The sequence below is a fragment of the Tolypothrix campylonemoides VB511288_2 genome, assembly GCF_045999855.1.
Taxonomy (GTDB): domain Bacteria; phylum Cyanobacteriota; class Cyanobacteriia; order Cyanobacteriales; family Nostocaceae; genus Scytonema; species Scytonema bouteillei_A.
This window is the reverse complement of sequence record NZ_JBFPMW010000018.1, coordinates 26,078-45,050: the sequence shown is the minus strand read 5'-3', so window position 1 is coordinate 45,050 and position 18,973 is coordinate 26,078. Positions and strand designations below refer to the sequence as shown.

Below are 18,973 nucleotides of genomic sequence, written 5' to 3'. Positions count from 1 at the left end.
ATTTTACTTAACTCTTTATATGACTCCCTCGAGCACTATAAGCCCACTCATCTTCTTGTTTTTATTCTTCGTGTCCTTTGTACCTTTGCAGTTTATTTAGATACTTAATCTTCAGACAAAAGGCATTTATTCAATCAATGTAATTGCTGGCATTGTATGCGGTAGCGCTACTACGGACTTTTTTATCTAAAGATTGGGTTTAAAGAAATAGTATAAATCCCCCTATTTGAAAATAGAGAGATTTATCGGTCAACCGTCACCGATCGCTATTAATAATTTCAGTTGAAGCTATCTTCCAACGGTCATCGGCAAATTCTAGATTATAACGAACTGTTCTTGTTTTATAATCAGTTTCTTTTGGCAAAATGTTACCATTTCTATCTAAAAGTGTACGGTCTTCCGTCACTTTAACCTGGATAATAGCGCGATCGCCATTCACAGAAAACTCATCTACACTATCTATAGTTTGTACTCTGTACCTGTAGGAATGACCGTCTTTCTTCAAGGAGTTTATAGAACCTTCCTCTCCTGCGGTACTCTCATACTGGCTACCTGTTGTTAGCTCAGCCGCAGGTTGGGGATCGTAAGGAGGTGCAAACATCACTCGTTTGGCTAGCAACCACTTATTAATCAAATCTCTTGCTTCACTTTCTGCAAAAGCAGGTGGAGAAGTTGCATTACCCTGTTGCGATTGCTGAGAATCAGAGTCTGGTGGTGTCGAAGAATTATTTGATTGTGTCGTGCTAGGTTCTTGTCCCCTATTAGAGTTTGAACTAGATTTTGAAGTAGAACCCGACCGGACGACAGTTGTTCCCTCTAAGGGGGCGGGTGTTTGTCCTTTCAAAAACCAAAAACCACCTACAACACACGCCCCAACTAAGACACCGATAGCAATACCCTGTTGCCAAGGTGCTATACCGTTATGACTTGTCACAGATGCAGTTGTTGCTGGTGATTGGTAAGAGACAACAGGAGGTTGTCCAACTGGGATAGTTGGTTGTGGTGCTGGTATTGATGGAGGGGATGGAGTGACTGGAGGAGAGTTTAGGGGCACTGTAGGAGCGACATAAACTGGTACTGTAGGTGCAACGGGAATAGCAGGAGTTTGCAATGCCACAAGCATTTGTTGGACACTCGAATAACGCTCGCTAGGTGTTCTTCTAATTGCTCTATCCAACACATCTGCAAAACCAGGGCTAATATAAGGAGCAAAATCCCGCCAGAGAGTTTCACCTGTGATGTTATCGCATGCAAGCTGTTGTGGCATTCTACCTGTAAGCAAATAAATTGCCGTTAAGCCCAAACTATAAATATCACTAGCAAAAACCGGTCTTCCTATAGATTGTTCCGTGGGCATAAATCCCGGAGTTCCAATAACAATTGATGGGTTGGCGTTTCCTGAAGCCATTTCTGTTTGCATTGTCAGTTTCACCGCACCAAAATCAATTAAGACTGGTTTGCCGTCTGAAAAGCGCAAAATAATATTATCTGGCTTGATATCTCGATGCACGATGCGCTTGCTGTGAACAAAATCTAGAATCGGCAAAATATTGATTAATATATCCTTGACTTCACTTTCATTCAGCACACCTTGCTGATACACCTTTTGGGTCAAGGTTTGACCTTCAATATACTCTTGAACTAAATAAAATTGCCCGTTTTCAGAGAAATATGCATACAATCGGGGAATGCGATCGCTTCGATCTCCGAGTTCTTCTAAAATCGCTGCTTCTTGCTGAAATCGTTGCTGTACGAGTTGATAAACTTGGAGGTTATCAGCAACAGGCTTAAGTTGCTTAATCACACAGCGACGACTTGAGGGCATTTGGGTGTCCTCTGCTAAAAACGTTTCCCCAAATCCTCCACTTCCTAATACTCTCAGTACCTTATAACGATTATTTAATAGTGCTGGTGTTATCATTCCTCACCCTTTCAGCTTGATACATACAGGAAATAAAGTAAAAAATATACTCAGCATGATTAATGAGCCTACCCAAAATGAGTGGTATCTAAATTTACTCTTTTTTTGGACAAAGTGGTAGATGTTTGCTAATTCTTAACAGCTTTAGATACTGAAATTTTATAAATGCTATAGATTCCCAACCTCCTTAAAGAAGCTAGTACAACATGGCGTAAATAAGGTAACCCTTAGTAACAGACAAAAAGCTTAAAATAAAAGCTTTTGTGCCTTCTGCCCTCTGACGAGCGTACTTCTGCCTTTATGTACTAGGGATTTTTACGCAATACCAATGCTTTCTATTATGAGCTAGCTCATAGAAGTCAGAAAAAATGCTTTCTATGATGGTAATAACAAAAAATAATTCAGTCAAAACAACACAAGAAATGACTGAAACACTTTAAAATTTAGGAGTTATTTATGGTCAGCCAAAAAACAATAGAAATTGTTAAATTGACAGCCCCTATACTTAAAAAGCAAGGTTTGCAAATCACAACTAGGATGTATCAAATCATGTTTCAAAAGCATCCAGAAGTGAGAGAAAAGTTTAATATGTCGGCGCAAGAAGATGGCTCTCAACCAGTAAAATTAGCACAAGCAGTTTATGGTTATGCTCTTCAAATTGACAATCTAGCTGCTTTAGGATCGATGGTTGAGAGGATTGCCCATCGTCATGTAGAAGCTCAGGTATTAGCAGAAGAATACCCTATTGTAGGAAAGTGTTTGTTGCAAGCAATAAAGGATGTGTTGGGAGAAGAAGGAGCTACGGAAGAAGTCATCGCAGCATGGACAGAAGCATATGAGGCCTTATCAAAAGTCTTTATTAACAGAGAGCACGAGATTTATGAAGAGGACGCCATTCAGCCAAAATTAGCAGTTTAGCCTCAGAAAGAAAAAGGTTCAACAACAAGTTTCTCAACCAAAATTGACAATGACTCTCTTCCCATCAGAAAGGATGTCTGATAATGATTGGTGAAAAATTTTCAGCACTGTAAGATGGGTATTCCAAATGTGTAAATTGCCCTCACTCTTCTAGAGTGAGGCTATACAACCAAAGCCCGCCTCTACAAACTACAATAAGTCCGTATAGCCGAATTTCGTTTGTATAGTCGTGAATTCTACTTGCCAGAAATTTTGACAAAATTAGCTAATATCCTACGTATAGATCGCTATAATTTTTTATTTATGTACCTTTTACTACCATTACAGAACAAGGGGCATCTTCTACAACTTGACCGCTGACGGAACCCTGAACAATTCGATTCACGCCTGTTAATCCACGACTGCCAGTGACAATTAAGTCAGCTTTGTAAATGTTAGCAAGACGAATAATCTCTTGGGCTGGGTCGCCTGCAACGAGTTCTATATCACTTTCAACCGCTAGTTGAGTTTGATACCCTTTGAGTTGTTTTTCAATTTGTGCGTAAGAAAAGGTTGAAGACTCTGGATGCGGGCGGTCAGCAGGAAGTTCCATCTTTGATTCTGAAGTAGCAAACACGTGACACAGAATGACTTTGCTATCTTTCGGCAGCATAAATTGCTGTACCGTTTGAATAATTTGGTCGGTAACTTCTGAATCGTCTAGAGCTACTAAAATCGTTTTTATCACCGCTGTTGTCTCCAAAACAGTAGACCTCACACACAGATAATAAGTAATTATAGTTAACGCTATACTTACCATGCCCAAACTTTGGACAGAGTTTGCATAGCCTTAAACTTTAAGTTTGGCAATTGCAAACTCTTTTTTGCAAAAAGTCTAGGCAAAAATTAATAATTCATATCATCTTTTTCCTTATCAATTCGGCGTTGTACCGAGTTAACGTGCGAAGGCAAGTCTTCCGAGGATGCTAGGACGTCAATTGCATGAGCCACTTTCTCTAGTGCAGTTTGCGAGTATTGAATAATACTAGAGTGTTTCATAAAGGTTTCTACTCCTAATGGAGAAGCATACCGGGCAGCGCCAGAAGTGGGTAAGGTATGGTTGGGACCTCCTAAATAATTTCCCACAGCTTCTGGTGTAAAATGCCCTAAGAAAATTGCACCGGCATTGTGAATAAGTGATAAGATTTCCCAGGGTTCTTGCACTTCCACTGCTAAGTGTTCGGGTGCAAATTCATTTGAGAGTTCTGCGGCTGCTCGGAGTGATTCCACAATCACAATCAAGCCGTAGTGAGCAATAGCTTTCTCTGTTAGCGTTCGTCTGGGATGATCTATCAGCTGTCTTTCCACTGCTACTTGTACGTTTTTTGCCAAACCCGGATCTGTGGTCAACAAAACTGCTGCTGCCATTGGATCTTGTTCTGCCTTGGCTAACATATCAGCCGCAACGCGAACGGGATTTGCAGTTTCATCAGCAATAATTAAGACTTCCCCTGGTCCTGCAAGGAAATCTATGCCAACTGTACCGTATACTAGTTTTTTCGCTAACGTGACATATATATTACCTATACCTGTAATGATATTGACTTTGGGAATAGTTTCTGTACCGTAAGTTAAAGCAGCGATCGCTTGTGCGCCTCCAACACGGTATATTTCTTGCACTCCAGCTTCTTGAGCAGCGACCAACACGGATGGGTGAATCGCTTTTAAAGGACCGGGTGGTGTCACCATAACTATGTGAGGTACGCCAGCCACTTTTGCCGGAATAGCATTCATTAATACCGTACTTGGATAGGGGGTGCGACCACCGGGCACGTATAACCCTGCCCTATCTACAGGTGTGTAGCGCTTGCCAAGCACTACATCATCATCCTCAAAGTGAACCCAACTTTTTGGTATTCGCTGGCGGTGAAACGCTTCAATTTTGCGACACGCCAACTGAATTGCCTCAAGTAACTCTTGCGATACCTGTTGGTACGCTGCATCCAGTTCTGAGCCTGTCACGCGCAGTTCTTCTGGCTTCAGGGTTTGCTCGTCAAATTCGGCTGTGTATTGCAGTACAGCTTTATCGCCTTGGCGCTTCACTGCTTGCAACACTTCCCGCACTGTTGCTTCTTTATGAAGTACCTGTTCATCTTGGATGCGATCGCAGATCCGTTGTAGTTCTGCTCTAACATCTGCCTGCTGAGTAATGATTCGCAGCATGGAGTAAGGACATTGCCAACTTGAGAAAATTCTTGCCATTGAGTTTGAGTTTTGCTCCTTACCCAAATGAGAGGTGCAAAGCTAACCCCAACTCTCTTCTCTAGCTTAACCTGGATTTTTTTGATACTTCCATTGCTTCCCACATATCGTTTGCTAAACGCCGATAACCAACCACGGGTTGCTTGAAACAGATAGAACCTTAAAAGGTCAGTAGGGTTGGTAGTTCTTAACAACTTCGCGTTTTATCTCCCGAAGTATATGGCAAGTTATTAGTGTGTTGTTTCAATCAGTTCCCCTTTTCAAGCATAAGTAGCAACTGAGTATAATTTTTATGTATCCTTTACTTCATAAGCCAACATTTTTACAGAGGGGATGGATTTAATATCTCTATGTAACCTCTCAACTTAACATTTGACTGGCGAGCTCCCTACGCACGACATCTCAAACGAAGAGAGAATGCAGGCGATGTTCGCCATCACATGCGTGACAAGCAGTCATGCTAAGCTACATTGAGTGAGTATCTTATTCTATCGTATTTTTAGACTTGACAGCAAACCCTCTATCCCCTTTATCCCCGTTAAAAAAACGGAGCGGTCGTTTCAAACTTTTAGAGGCGTAATACCTTGTGTCCTACAAGATACGATAATATTTCTCATTTCTTCACAAATCAAATGTTATATCCCTAATAATACCCGTTTCATATTTGATACTTGCTGTCAACAGGTAAGCCCCAAATTTGAGAATTTTTCTCTAGTACCATCTGCTAATATGCAAATTAAATGTTGTCGTCACAACGTATAAGTAAAATCCTCAACCAACATACCTGGAACCATATTGCCTCCGAGTTGGCGAGCCTCGTAAGTTCCCACTTCAGCAATAAATTCTTGAAAATTAGTCAGATCGATTAGATTATCTCCCCAAAAACGATAGAGACTGTCATCAAATCGCAAATTTTCAATAGGCGCAACAATTTCGCCTTTTTCAACCCAGAAACAAGCATATCTGGTCATTCCTGTGATTCTTCCTGTTGGGCGATCGCTCCAATTTAAGTAATGCAAATTTGAGACATATAACCCTGTATCCAAACTAGGAATAATCTCTTCAAATTTTAAATTCCCTGGCATGACTTCTGGGGCTCGTAAAGCTTCATAAGTATTGGCACCATTAGCAAGTTTTCCATATTCCTTAGCAGTACGAGAATTGACTAAAGTATTAACTAAAACTCCCTTTTCAATAATCTTCACTTCCAGCGCGGACATTTCTCCCCATTCATTGAAACGCGGTACTAAACCTCGTTGAAAATTTTCTTTTAGATGAAATTCTGGAGATAACTGCTTTTCGTTTCGCCAAAGAAAAGCTAACGCACTTCCTCCCTGTTGTAAATCGGCTTCACTCACACCTCCCCAAGAAAGCATGTGCAATAAATCGGAGACTGCTGCTGGTGCAAAATATGTCTTATATCGTCCTCTAGGTAATTCTTTTGCCGGACGAGAAAGTAACTCTAACTGTGTTTTTGCATCGCTAATTTTTGCAGTATAAGCTTCGGGATTCCAATCACTCCCGGCAAAAGTTCCTTTCACGGCTTGTCCGCGATCGGTAAATATAGAATAGTCTAATGTGAAAGTATCAGTACTGAACCAGTGTTTTTGACTATTGGAATCAGCATAAGCCCTAATCACCGAGCCCCCAGCATATATCCCAGCAAAATCAAATTCTGCAACGGGTTCCAATACCGTTGGGACGACTAATTCATCAGCTAATAAATTGCCAATATGAACCTCTCGGCTGGTATTAGTACCTGATGGTAATACTAAATAGGGGTCTACGGGTAATTGGGGAAGTTCTTCGCGTAATTCTTGTAAAGCTCTATACGCCACTTGCCAATCGACTTCCCAATTCCCAGTAAAGGGAAACTGACGAAAACTACTGCGCCCATCTTGCATCAAAGTTAGTTCTATCCAACCATCAGCAACACAACCTGTTTGCCGTACTTTGGCACGATTAAAACGTGTAAATTGGCTGCTTTCGCTACTGAGTTTTATCGTGAATTGTTCGCTTTCTGCCTTTTTTACAAGGAGAGTGTCTATTAATTGGTTAAAGCTAACTTCTAAGCCAGACAATTTTTCGTGTTTCATGAATTAGGAATTAGGAATCAGGGATCGGGAGAGAGTGGGGAGAGAGGAGAATGGGGGCTGTGAAAAAGTAGGGGAGTCAATCGAGAGCTACGTTCTACCTTGTCCCCTTGTCCGCGATTTCTCGCCTTCTCCTCAAGCTCCTCCACCAAACACTTCAACGTTGGCAAATACGCAAACGGGTGAACCATGACCTACCCAAATAGCCTGGTTTGGTTCTCCCTTACCACAAAAAGGAGTGCCGTACATCTGCCAAGTGGAGTAATTACCTATTTTAACTAAACTTTGCCAAAATTCTGGAGTTGTGGCTCGGTAGTTTGGATTGCGAAGAGTTTTTGTCAGTTTGCCATTTTCAATCAGCTTTGCGTACTCGCAACCAAATTGAAATTTATATCGCCGATCGTCTATTGACCAAGAGCGATTTGATTCCATGTAAACACCATGTTCTACTGAGGCGATCGTATCCTCAAAAGACGCTTCTCCAGGTTCAAGATTCAAATTTGCCATGCGATCGATTGCTGGTCGATTCCAAGAACAAGCACGGGCGCAGGCTACTCCGGGTACTTCTGCTCTTGCTTGGCTTTCCAAACTGCCCAAACCCCGAAGAAGAACGCCTTCTTTAATTAAGTACTCCCGTGTTGCTACGGTACCAGTGTCATCAAATCCGTAGCTAGCAAATTCATTGGGTACAGTGGGGTCAAAGGTAATATTCATCAAGGGAGAGCCATACACCAAATTCCCGAAATCTTTTTTGTCAACGAAGCTACCACCCGCGTAGTTCCTTTCATCACCTAAAATTCGGTCAATTTCTAAGGGATGCCCAACGCTCTCGTGAATTTGTAGCATCATTTGATCTGGCGCTAATACCAGATTTGTACGTGATGTCGGACATTCTTCTGCTGTAAGAAGTTCTACTGCTTGTTCGCCAATTTGTTGAACTTGATGCCACAAATGTGTTTCTTGAAAATGTTCCAATCCACCTTGGTAGCAGTTTGCTTGCCAACCATTTTGAGAACGTTGCTGAACGATCGCTCCATCCTGGGCTGTTGCTCCGTAATGAGTGCTAAAAAACATAAATTTTTGATACACTTCGGAGCCATTGCTACTTACAAACCAAGTTTCTTTTTCGCTGGTTGAGGCAATAGCGGTGGTTTGCACTATGCGATCGCAAACCTTAAGTGTTTGGCAGATGCGGATGAGTAAGTCGTTGATTTCGCCTGCACTTAAAGCATCAAGAGGTTTGAGAAATGGCGAAGTGTACTGACCTACTACTTTAGGGCGCTCGCTTGCTGCTTTAAATGGATATACCCACCACTCACTTGCAGCAAGTGCTTGATGATATGCTTTCTTAGCAGCTGCTTGTAAATCAAGCACTTGTAAGGAATTAATCGCTGCATAACCGATACAACCATTGACCATCACTTCTAGCATCGACCCTTTAGTAAAGGATTTACCGTTACTTTGAGGTATGCCATCACGGATATGGTGAGTATAGGTTGTATCTTTTACAACTCTAATTCCCAACCAATCAGCAGGAATATCTATTTGAGAAATTGCTTTTTTTAATTCTGACAACATAACTTAATACTATTGGAGATTAGGGATTGGAGATTGGGATTGCTTATACTGAATCTCACCCAACTATCTGTGGTCTTCTTTTTTAAAACTGGTATCAGAAGAAAAGATGAATTATGAAGCATTAATTTTCTATCCTTCATAATTCATCATTCATAATTCATAATTAACTGCGGTGCCATCGAGTTCCATCACGACTATCAATGAGGGTAATACCTTGTGCTTGTAGTTCATCACGAATGCGATCGCTCAGTGCAAAATTTTTCGCTTGACGCGCTTGTTGTCTTTCCTGAATCAACTCCTCAATTTTTGCATCGCTTAAACTCTCATTGACAGAAGTTTCCTCCTCTACCTTGGCATCAAAACCCAGAACATCAGCCAACGTCACAAGAGTTTGCCATTGGGCGCGTAATACATCGGCTGTTGTTACCGTTTTTCCCTCATGAGTCAGAATGTTTCCTTCTCGCTGTAGTTCTTTGGCTAATTCAAAAAGGACTGGCAATCCTCCAGAGAAATTAAAGTCATCATCGATCGCTTCAAAGAAGCGATTGATATAGGGATTGGCGATTGATAATTGGGAGCTTGAGATGGAGTTCTTCCCTGTTCCAGGTTCCAAGTCCTTAGCCCCTATTTCCCAACCCAATTGTTTACCGTATTTATGACCAAAAAGCAAACCTTCTTTTAGTGTTTCGTAGCCCTTTGTTGCAGAAGCGATCGCTTCATCCGTAAAATCAATTGGTTTGCGGTAGTGGGCTTGCAAGACAAACAAGCGAACCGCCATTGGGTGTACTCCTTTATCTAACAACTCCCGAATTGTGATAAAGTTACCCAAAGATTTTGACATTTTTTCTCCATCTACCTTGACCATGCCATTGTGCAACCAGTATTTCGCCAGTGGTTTTTTTGTCACAACTTCTGACTGAGCAATTTCATTTTCATGATGGGGAAAAATCAGATCGGCACCTCCAGTGTGGATGTCAATGGTATCACCCAAGCGATCGCGGACCATAGCCGAACATTCAATATGCCAACCCGGACGACCTTTACCCCAGGGTGAGTCCCAAGCTGGTTCGCCTTGTTTTGCTGCTTTCCATAAAGCAAAATCAAAGGGGTCTTTCTTCTTCTGATACTCTGGATCTTCCAGATTCACTCTTTCGCTAGCTCCCGCTTGCATATCTTCCAGGTTGCGACCGGAGAGTTTGCCATATTCAGAGAACTGACGGACTGCATAGTAAACATCACCATGAGAGGGGTAAGCATAACCCTTATTTTCCAATTCGTGAATCAGTCGCTGAATGCCATTCATCGTGTGAGTTGCACGGGGATATTCATCAGCATCCTTGATACCAAGACGCCTCATATCCTCAAAATATGCTTCGATAAAGCGTTCCGCCACAGCTTCCATCGATGACTGTTCTTGTCGCGCTCGATTCAAAATTTTGTCATCAATATCTGTAAAATTTTGTACATAGCGGACATCGTACCCGATAAATTGTAGGTAGCGACGCACTACATCCCACACAATACAAGCTCTGGCATGACCCAAGTGGCAGTAGTCGTACACCGTCACGCCGCAGTAATACATCTTAACTTTTCCAGCTTCTACTGTTTCAAACGGTTCTTGACGACGGGTGAGGGTATTGTAAACAGATAGGGTCATATCCAACTTATAGAAATACGTAATAATGGAAGTAGGCAACACCGGATGAATACCAGCATCCTTATGCTAGTCTCTTCCTGAGATTTTGCGCTACAATTAGCTATTTTGACTTCCTGAAAGCAGCGCCATGCAAGCAGTTACTTCCGAGTCACAATCAATGGATGCACCCAAACAAGGGTTACCAGTAACGATTATTACTGGATTCCTTGGTAGTGGTAAGACAACTTTACTCAATCATATCCTGACCAATCAACAAGGATTAAAAACCGCCGTACTAGTCAATGAGTTTGGCGAAATTGGCATTGATAACGAGTTAATTATCTCCACTGATGATAATAACAATATGGTGGAGTTAAGTAACGGTTGTATCTGCTGCACCATTAATAACGATCTCGTGGAAGCCGTTTACAAAGTTATGGAACGGCAAGACAAGATAGATTATCTGGTGGTAGAAACAACAGGGCTCGCCGATCCTCTGCCAGTCGCTCTTACATTTCTTGGCACTGACTTGCGCGACTTAACGCGTCTTGATTCAATTGTCACGGTTGTAGACGCGGCAAATTATAGCTTGGATTTATTTAATTCTCAAGCTGCTTACAGTCAAATTGCTTACGGTGACGTTATTCTCATCAATAAGACAGATTTAGTGTCTGAAGAAGAAGTAAAAGCACTAGAGGCAAAAATCAACCAAGTTAAAGAAGGTGCAAGAATTATTCGCACCAAGCAAGCGCAAGTTCCGCTTCCTCTGATTCTAAGTGTTGGTCTGTTTGAAACAGACAAATATTTTAATGAGGCGAAACAACACGGTCATGACCATCACGACCACGATCACCACCATCATGCTCACGCACATGACCACGAACATGACCACTCAGAATGTTCTGAATGCGGTCACGACCATCATGACCACGACCACCATCACCACCATCATTCCGACCATTTAGAAAATGATGGTTTCACCTCTATATCATTCCAAAGCGATAAACCTTTTTCGATTAGGAAATTCCAATATTTCTTAGATAATCAACTTCCCACAAACGTTTTCCGCGCAAAAGGGATTATGTGGTTTGATGAAAGCCCCAAACGTCACATTTTTCACTTGTGTGGCAAACGCTTCACTCTAGATGATGATGAGTGGACCAAGCGGGAGAAGAAAACCCAGTTGGTGTTAATCGGTCAAAATCTCGATCGCGAGACTTTGCTAAAACAACTAGAAAACTGCTTGTGTTTGCCTTCTACCTCTCGTGGTAAGGGTTTTGGGGCTTAGCTCAGCAATTGGCGGAATTAGAAGTGAGGCGTGAAGAATAAAAATTTTTAATCTTCATTTCCCACTTCTAGTACCTCCCAAAATTGAAACTGAAACAGCACCCCGCGATCTAATTATGTGAGTTCTCGGTTTTTTAAAGTTCTAACTGTTGCACTTGTTCTACTGATAATCCAGTGATTCTGGCTACGACTTCAATTGACAATCCTTCTTTTCGCATATTGATAGCCATTAGCTGTATCCCCTCTTGAATACCTTCAGCGCGACCTTCAACGCGACCTTCAGCGCGACCTTCAGCACGACTTTCAGCTTGGATTGATTGATAAATGACTGATTCTTTCATTAAGTCCCTCCGCAGTAATTGCTGAATCACCTTTTCTTCTAATACTAACCCAGCTAAAATTGCCGTTGAAGCAGTTACATTATTCTGTGTTTGTGAGTCTCTTATAGTATTTATTTCCATGGCAACTTGCCTAAGTGTTTCAATGCGATCTTCACTCTGACAGAGTACTGCAAATGGTAATAACCCAGGAGATTGCAAAAACACGCTTGATGGTTGCTCCCAAAGACGAATTACCTGAAAGCGATGAAAAGTTTCTTCCAGTGTAAATGTTGTTTGATACACTCGTCTTGAATTAGTTCTTTTTAAGTAAATTACGACTTGTTTCATCTGCTTTTTAGGAAAGCGGCGATGAGCTCGCAGTCGGTAATCAGCCATCCGGAATGGAACTCGTAGTTTTGGTCGAGTTTGAAATTCCAAATGCAGAATACATTCATCGGATTGGAGTAGTATCAGAGCGTCAGCACGAATTGGTTCAACAGACAGCTCTTGTGGACTTAATTCCGTAAGAGCGATTGGTTCTCCTAATAACCAAGTAGCAAAGTCAGTAGAAAAACTCTCAACGAGAAACTTGCAAATATTGTCATACATTATGAAATATCATCAGTAAAATGGATAATTCTTTATCTGGCTTGTCGTATTGTACTTTTACTGTTAATTCCTTAATCAGAGTTATTTATGCGCGTCATTGTTCAACGAGTCAAATCTTCTCAGGTTACCATCAACGGTGAAATAATTGGCAAAATTGGGCGTGGGCTAAACCTGCTTGTAGGGATTGCTGATACCGACACCGAGCGCGAACTAGATTGGATGGTGCGAAAGTGTTTGGAATTGAGATTGTTTCCCAATGAGGGCGAAGCAGGAGAGCGGTGGCAAAAATCAGTGCAAGAAATTAATGGCGAGTTGCTAGTGGTGAGTCAGTTTACGCTTTATGGAGACTGTCGCAAAGGTCGTCGCCCTTCCTTCGATCGTTCAGCAACCCCTCAAGTTGCAGAAGAATTGTATAACCGTTTTATCGCTAAGTTGCGCTTAAGCGGGTTGCGAGTGGAAACAGGTAAATTTGGGACAATGATGCAAGTCTCAATTGAAAACGACGGTCCTGTAACTTTGTTACTAGAACAAGAGGCTAAGTAAGTAATTGTATGTAAAAGAGAAATCAAAGGAAATGCTTGGACAGTAAGGTACTAAATGATGAGAAAATATTAAACTAACCATAACAAAACTTTAAATACACTCATCATGGCTCAAATCCAGTTTTCTCGAGGGATTAACGAAGATGTCATTCCAGAAATACGCTTGACAAGATCGCGCACTGGGGGTAGTGGGACGGCAACGTTTGTTTTTACAAATCCCAAAGCTTTAGAAAGTGGTAACACTGAAGAAATCACTGGTATGTACCTAATTGACGAAGAAGGAGAACTTGTGACGCGTGAAGTCAAGGGTAAATTTGTCAACGGTAAACCAGAAGCATTAGAAGCAGTGTATCTGATGAAATCTTCAGAACAATGGGATCGCTTTATGCGATTTATGGAGCGGTATGCTAAAGAGCACGGTCTGGAATTTAGCCAATCATAAAGGGTTAGGGGTTAGTGGTTAGTAGTTAGTGGTTAGTAGCTCTAATAAACACTAACCACCAACCACCAACCATTAGCCATTAATCAACTTTATTTATGACTCACCTTCCGCATCCAGATACCTCAAATATGAGGGTCACTTGTGCAGCTATTACTGTCAGCGATACCCGTACCCCAGAAACGGATAAAAGCGGTCAACTTATTCAGGAATTACTTCGCAACGCCAACCATAATATAGATGCTTACATAATTATCAAAGATGAACCAGCACAAATCCAAGAGCAAATAAAATTGTTGGGTCAACGCCATAATTTAGATGTTCTCCTGATTAATGGTGGAACGGGAATCGCCCCAAGAGACACCACGTATGACGCTATCGAAAAGCTACTTGAAAAAACTTTGCCCGGATTTGGAGAAATATTTCGTTTTTTAAGTTATCAAGAAATTGGTTCGCGTGCGATCGCATCTCGGGCTGTTGCAGGTACATACCAACAAAAACTGATTTTCTCTTTACCCGGTTCCAGTAACGCTGTGCGATTGGCTATGGAAAAGTTGATATTACCAGAACTTGTTCATTTAGTAAAGCAAATTGCTAATAGCTAATAGCTAATAGCTAATAGCTAATAGCTAATAGCTAATTGCTAATAGTTCTACAACTCCCTTGCCTCTAGAAGATGACCCATAGGTGTAGGGTGGGTAATGCCCTAATTTTTCTAAGCTGGACTCACCAGTCGCCAGGGCGCGGGAAACCCCTCCCTTGTTCGCCCTATCTCAGGAGCGAAGACGCTATATGCAAGGCACACGCTAAGCGCAAAGCGCACGCTCCGCGATGCCGCAGGCTATGCCCGTAAGGGCTATACGGGTTCGCCAGTCCTCAGAGCGCGGGAAACCCCTCCCTTGTTCGCCAGTTGCCAGGGCGTGGGAAACCCGCCTACAGCACTGGACTCACCGCCTGCAGCGCTGGACTCACCATTAGCCATTAGCCATTAGCCCTTCGGGTTCGCCAGTCCCCTACGGCGGGAAACCCGCCTACAGGGCTGGTCTCACCATTAGCCATTAGCCAATAAATAAATAACCCCCCCAGGTCGAGGAGGTTATTTAACTGGTATCTAAGTTGTTGTTCAGCACATCAAAATTGACCTATCGTTAGAGCGATAACCGCCAGAATTGCACTGATGATGTAAAACACAGCAACAACTTGTAATTCCGACCAACCAGAAAGTTCTAGGTGATGGTGTAGTGGAGCCATTTTTAAAAGACGCTTGCCTTTACCATCTGGACCTTTCGTAGCTTTGTAGTAGCTAACTTGCGCCATTACAGAAAGGGTTTCTACGAAGAAGATGCCACTGAGAATAAACAGTCCTACTAGGCTGTTTGCCAACAAAGCGACGGCTGCTAAAGCACCTCCTAAAGCCAAGGAACCGGTGTCTCCCATAAAAACTCGGGCTGGGTTGCGGTTGTGGACTAAAAAACCCAAACAACCACCACTTAGAGAAGCACAGAAAACCATCAATCCGGGCGAAGTTGGTGCAACTAAAGCACCTAATGCTAATAATGCGATCGCTACCGTTCCTCCTGCCAAGCCATCAATGCCATCAGTGAGGTTGGTAGCATTGCTTTCCGCTACGAGTACAAAACCTGCTAAAGGCCAGAAGAGAAGTCCCAGAGGTATGTAAAACCCAAAAGGTAAAGCTATATTCGTAACATTATGAGCGGGATGAGAAATCAGAAGCCACACACAGAAAGCAACTGCAAATGTCACTTGTAAAATCAGTTTCATGCGGGGAGAGATGCCTTTGTTTGACTTGCGGCGGAGAATTTGCCAATCGTCAATCCAGCCAATCAACCCATAGCTGAGTGTCAAAGCAGCAACAGCTAGTACTTCTGTAGCAAAGTTAGACCAGATACAAGCAGAAATCACTGACACGGGAACAAAGAATATGCCCCCCATGGTGGGAGTCCCTGCTTTTTTCAAATGAGCTTGAGGACCGTCCTCGCGGATGATTTGCCCGGTTTTCAGCGCTTGTAGCAATGGAACTGCCCAGAAACCAACTGCGGCTGAAGCGACAGCACAGAAGAGTAGAGGTAAAGTCAGTGACATACCTTGCCAAGGCATTCTATTTGCTATGCCGTCAAGAATTAGCGCTGATACACCCAGTCCTACACCGAGTAGGGAGACTAAACCTATGCCATTAATGATACTTAACCCTTGGTTAGGAGATAACTTAGCGTCCACGGATATTTCCCTTCACTCCACACTTGTAAAATTAAACAAAGGATTTGGCTGTGCCAATATGTCTCAAGCTTGAATTAGCTATTCTTCATCTGGGACGACATCGTCATCGTCATCATAGTCAAAATCGCTAATTCCGTCGTCAGTACTCAAAAACTCTGATATCTCTTCTTCTTCGTCCGAATAGTCGGGTTCGTGAACATCTCGCGCTATGAGACGACCGTTTGTTTGCAACCAGTCTAACAAGGAGGACTCTTGCTTTAATGGAATTACAGGAGCTCGTCTGTTGCGGGGTTCCTCACGTAGTGGTGAATTTAGCATATTTACGAAAACACTATATGGAGATGATAACTAGACACTTAGAGTCTATCACTTGATAATGCACGATTTACTTGTTAATTCAACCCCTTTTTTAGAAATCCGACAAAATTATTTCTTGAAAGGGTTAAGAGTCACAGTAAATTTGTTTTTAGTGTGATGCTATACATTGTTCATCAATATGTTCTCAATACTGATGTTTTTGAGGTGGAATTAATTATGCTAGGAAAAGCAGATCTCTTGGAAGCAATTGCTGGTAAAAATCGCGGTCTTATTGCAAACGAGCAAGATAAACAAGCCATTTTAATTGCAATTACAAAATTAGAAGAGCTCAATCCCACACCCCGTCCAGTTGAAGCTCCCGATTTGCTGGATGGCAACTGGCGACTTGTATACACCACGAGTAGAGCTTTACTAAATATTGATAATTTACCCTTATACAAGCTCGGTCAAATTTATCAGTGTATACGCATACAAACTAACAGTGTTTACAACATAGCTGAAGTTTATGGCTTGCCATTACTTGAAAGCATTGTCAGTGTTGCTGCAAAATTTGAGCCTGTTTCAGGTAGGCGCATCAATGTCAAATTTCAGCGATCGATTGTTGGATTACAACGTTTATTAGGTTACACTTCCCCAGAAACTTTCATCCAACAGATAGAGGCTGGCAAAAAATTTACCGCTATCGATGTTGTGCTCAATAGCAATGAACAACAAGGGTGGTTGGATATTACCTATCTCGATAACAATTTGCGTATCGGCAGGGGCAACGAGGGTAGTGTATTTGTTTTAGTGAAAGCATAGGAACTTCCAAAAATAAAGTGTTTGCGACCATCGAAAATACGCGATCCCGAAGACGTTGTCAAGGAGGGTCTCACCCATTTCATCCTGGGGACGCAGAGATTAGTCGGTACAATTACGGTGATAGGACAAATGGTAGAGCGCGATCGGCAATGCGTTGTGAAGTTAGCGTTGTGTAGAGAAAACTTAGAGTGGCGGATTCCGCCGTTAGCATAAGCTCCTCGCCCAAACTGAGTTCCCAACTTCCGAAAGTTCCTCTGAATTCCATAACTGGTGTTGCGATTTTACCTATATCCCGCTACCACCGTTAAGTATCAGGAGAAATCATTTCGTGACGTTCCTTGGGTGTGATTGCCCCTAGTGTTTTTGTCCAAATGCTTTAAACGATAGATGGCTTTAAGCTAACCCTGTAGACGAAAACCAATCAAAAAAGTTTCTTGGGCGTTGCGACTTCCTATCAAGCAGTCCACAACTACGTTATAGAAATCCACACACAACGTCTGCCAATCTGGATAAAAATTTTTTTTGTTAGCCAGATGGGGAGATGGGGGAGATGGGGGAGTGGGGAGAAGAACGGATCGCGAATAGCTCATCCTCAATCCTCAATAGACAAATAACTTAACAAAACGCCTGCAAACGACCTTAAACCTGTAGAGTGAAATCAATTAGCCTAATTTAGATTGGCGATTGATAACTAAAAGGGAAGAAACTCATGGTTCAACGTGGTTCTAAAGTTCGTATTCTCCGCCGCGAATCCTTCTGGTATCAAGATACAGGAACCGTGGCATCTGTTGACCAAAGCGGTATCAAGTACCCGGTCATCGTCCGTTTTAACAACGTAAATTACGCTGGCATCAACACTAACAACTTTGCTGAAGAAGAATTACTTGAGGTCGAAGCTCCTAAGGCTAAGGCGAAAAAGTAACAGCTACTTGCCAGCTATGATGGGGTAAAGGGGGACAAGGGGACAAGGTGGACAAGGAAGACAAGGAGAAAATTTCTACTTTGTCTACCCCCTCTCCCTTGTCTCTCTTTTCTCCCTCTACCCCTTCCCCCTGCTCTCCTTAAGGCTTACCAAACAGATGCCCGAATTGCCTGAAGTTGAAACAGTCCGACGGGGCTTAAATCAATTGACTCTAAACCAAAAAATAACGGGTGGAGATGTGCTCCTTCATAAGACAATTGCTTACCCGTTCTCAGCAGAAGAATTTTTAACGGCAATTCAAGACAGTACGATCGCAACTTGGCATCGTCGCGGGAAATACTTACTAGCGGAACTCACCTGCTCCAGAAGGGACAAAGAAGAAAATTCTACTACCTCTTCTCCTGGCTGGCTGGGAGTCCATTTACGAATGACCGGTCAGCTATTGTGGCTGCATCGAGATGAACCATTGCACAAGCACGCAAGAGTCAGATTGTTTTTTCAGGGCGATCGCGAACTGCGTTTTGTAGACCAGCGTACCTTTGGTCAAATGTGGTGGGTACCTCCAGGTCAAGCACCAGAAAGCATCATCACTGGTTTAGCAAAACTAGCAATAGACCCCTTTTCTCCTGACTTTACTGTAGATTATCTAGCAGGCAAACTCAAAAATCGTCACCGCCCCATCAAAACAGCACTCCTCGATCAATCAGTCGTCGCAGGGCTAGGTAACATCTACGCAGATGAAGCTTTATTTTCCAGTCGAATACTTCCAGACACCTTATGTACGGATTTGCAGCGAGAGCAAATCGAACAGTTGCGCTTGTGCATCATTCAAGTCTTAGAAACCAGTATTGAAGCAGGTGGTACAACTTTTAGTAACTTCCTAAATGTCAAAGGCATTAACGGTAACTACGGTGGTGTTGCGTGGGTATACAACCGCACTGGAGAGCCTTGTCGGGTTTGCGGTACTGCAATTCTACGGACAAGATTAGCTGGTCGTTCAAGTCATTATTGTTCCTACTGTCAAAAATAATTCCAACTTGAAACAAGAATGCGACAGGTCGTTGGGTGAAATTGAGCCACAGCAAGGTTTTCTCAATGCAAAATCTCAAA

General features: G+C 42.4%; 19 protein-coding genes. 8 read left to right on the top strand and 11 right to left on the bottom strand.

The genetic code is table 11. The features are described from left to right. Positions 1-256 precede the first annotated feature (256 nt). On the bottom strand, positions 257-1,921 hold the full coding sequence (locus AB0756_RS36080) for a protein kinase domain-containing protein (protein WP_038089381.1): 1,665 nt from the start codon (positions 1,919-1,921) through the stop codon (positions 257-259). Positions 1,922-2,377: 456 nt separating this feature from the next. Here AB0756_RS36080 and AB0756_RS36075 point away from each other — a divergent pair, with 456 nt between their 5' ends. Further along, on the top strand, positions 2,378-2,839 hold the full coding sequence (locus AB0756_RS36075) for a globin domain-containing protein (protein ID WP_038089386.1): 462 nt from the start codon (positions 2,378-2,380) through the stop codon (positions 2,837-2,839). 301 nt (positions 2,840-3,140) lie between these two features. Here the strand turns inward: AB0756_RS36075 and AB0756_RS36070 are convergent, their stop codons facing one another. The 5 genes from AB0756_RS36070 to cysS all read right to left on the bottom strand — a co-directional run bounded on the left by AB0756_RS36070 (position 3,141) and on the right by cysS (position 10,408). After that, the gene (locus tag AB0756_RS36070; protein ID WP_038089387.1) at positions 3,141-3,566 is read right to left on the bottom strand and encodes a universal stress protein; all 426 of its coding nucleotides are present in this window, start codon (positions 3,564-3,566) and stop codon (positions 3,141-3,143) included. A gap of 158 nt (positions 3,567-3,724) precedes the next feature. Continuing rightward, positions 3,725-5,041 carry a histidinol dehydrogenase gene (gene hisD, locus AB0756_RS36065; protein WP_038089399.1) on the bottom strand — a complete coding sequence of 439 codons (1,317 nt, stop codon included), beginning with the start codon at positions 5,039-5,041 and terminating at the stop codon, positions 3,725-3,727. A 788-nt stretch (positions 5,042-5,829) separates the two neighbouring features. Further along, positions 5,830-7,176, bottom strand: a complete 1,347-nt coding sequence (locus AB0756_RS36060; protein ID WP_038089389.1) for a TldD/PmbA family protein — start codon at positions 7,174-7,176, stop codon at positions 5,830-5,832. A gap of 132 nt (positions 7,177-7,308) precedes the next feature. Next, the gene (locus AB0756_RS36055) at positions 7,309-8,751 is read right to left on the bottom strand and encodes a TldD/PmbA family protein (protein ID WP_038089391.1); all 1,443 of its coding nucleotides are present in this window, start codon (positions 8,749-8,751) and stop codon (positions 7,309-7,311) included. A gap of 163 nt (positions 8,752-8,914) precedes the next feature. After that, on the bottom strand, positions 8,915-10,408 hold the full coding sequence (gene cysS / locus AB0756_RS36050; protein ID WP_050045365.1) for a cysteine--tRNA ligase: 1,494 nt from the start codon (positions 10,406-10,408) through the stop codon (positions 8,915-8,917). Between the two features lie 127 nt (positions 10,409-10,535). Between cysS and AB0756_RS36045 the strand changes: the two genes are divergently transcribed. After that, complete coding sequence (locus tag AB0756_RS36045; RefSeq protein WP_038088257.1) at positions 10,536-11,675, top strand: CobW family GTP-binding protein; 1,140 nt, start codon at positions 10,536-10,538, stop codon at positions 11,673-11,675. A gap of 133 nt (positions 11,676-11,808) precedes the next feature. Here the strand turns inward: AB0756_RS36045 and AB0756_RS36040 are convergent, their stop codons facing one another. Further along, positions 11,809-12,603, bottom strand: a complete 795-nt coding sequence (locus AB0756_RS36040; protein ID WP_038088259.1) for an Rpn family recombination-promoting nuclease/putative transposase — start codon at positions 12,601-12,603, stop codon at positions 11,809-11,811. Positions 12,604-12,690: 87 nt separating this feature from the next. On the opposite strand from AB0756_RS36040, the gene dtd reads away from it, so the two are divergent. From dtd to AB0756_RS36025, 3 genes are all read left to right on the top strand, one after another. Next, positions 12,691-13,146 (top strand): D-aminoacyl-tRNA deacylase, encoded by a 456-nt coding sequence (gene dtd, locus AB0756_RS36035; protein WP_038088261.1) that lies wholly within the window; start codon positions 12,691-12,693, stop codon positions 13,144-13,146. 105 nt (positions 13,147-13,251) lie between these two features. Next, positions 13,252-13,587 carry a photosystem II reaction center protein Psb28 gene (gene psb28, locus AB0756_RS36030; protein ID WP_038088264.1) on the top strand — a complete coding sequence of 112 codons (336 nt, stop codon included), beginning with the start codon at positions 13,252-13,254 and terminating at the stop codon, positions 13,585-13,587. A gap of 95 nt (positions 13,588-13,682) precedes the next feature. Continuing rightward, positions 13,683-14,189, top strand: a complete 507-nt coding sequence (locus AB0756_RS36025; protein ID WP_038088266.1) for a MogA/MoaB family molybdenum cofactor biosynthesis protein — start codon at positions 13,683-13,685, stop codon at positions 14,187-14,189. 526 nt (positions 14,190-14,715) lie between these two features. On the opposite strand, the gene mraY is transcribed toward AB0756_RS36025, so the two are convergent. Continuing rightward, complete coding sequence (gene mraY / locus AB0756_RS36020; protein WP_038078407.1) at positions 14,716-15,822, bottom strand: phospho-N-acetylmuramoyl-pentapeptide-transferase; 1,107 nt, start codon at positions 15,820-15,822, stop codon at positions 14,716-14,718. A 78-nt stretch (positions 15,823-15,900) separates the two neighbouring features. Continuing rightward, a complete protein-coding gene (locus AB0756_RS36015) occupies positions 15,901-16,140 on the bottom strand; it encodes a DUF3134 domain-containing protein (protein WP_038078409.1) in 240 nt (79 codons plus the stop codon). 216 nt (positions 16,141-16,356) lie between these two features. Between AB0756_RS36015 and AB0756_RS36010 the strand changes: the two genes are divergently transcribed. Further along, entirely contained in the window at positions 16,357-16,941 is a 585-nt protein-coding gene (locus tag AB0756_RS36010) for a PAP/fibrillin family protein (protein WP_038078447.1), read from the top strand. Between the two features lie 112 nt (positions 16,942-17,053). On the opposite strand, the gene AB0756_RS36005 is transcribed toward AB0756_RS36010, so the two are convergent. Together AB0756_RS36005 and AB0756_RS36000 are read right to left on the bottom strand one after the other, a co-directional pair. Beyond that, on the bottom strand, positions 17,054-17,206 hold the full coding sequence (locus tag AB0756_RS36005; protein ID WP_162002286.1) for a hypothetical protein: 153 nt from the start codon (positions 17,204-17,206) through the stop codon (positions 17,054-17,056). A gap of 133 nt (positions 17,207-17,339) precedes the next feature. Further along, positions 17,340-17,531 carry a hypothetical protein gene (locus AB0756_RS36000; protein ID WP_050045290.1) on the bottom strand — a complete coding sequence of 64 codons (192 nt, stop codon included), beginning with the start codon at positions 17,529-17,531 and terminating at the stop codon, positions 17,340-17,342. Between the two features lie 119 nt (positions 17,532-17,650). On the opposite strand from AB0756_RS36000, the gene AB0756_RS35995 reads away from it, so the two are divergent. Together AB0756_RS35995 and AB0756_RS35990 are read left to right on the top strand one after the other, a co-directional pair. After that, entirely contained in the window at positions 17,651-17,863 is a 213-nt protein-coding gene (locus AB0756_RS35995) for a photosystem I reaction center subunit IV (protein WP_038078410.1), read from the top strand. Positions 17,864-18,020: 157 nt separating this feature from the next. Beyond that, on the top strand, positions 18,021-18,893 hold the full coding sequence (locus AB0756_RS35990) for a DNA-formamidopyrimidine glycosylase (RefSeq protein WP_038078412.1): 873 nt from the start codon (positions 18,021-18,023) through the stop codon (positions 18,891-18,893). The last annotated feature ends 80 nt before the right edge of the window (positions 18,894-18,973 follow it).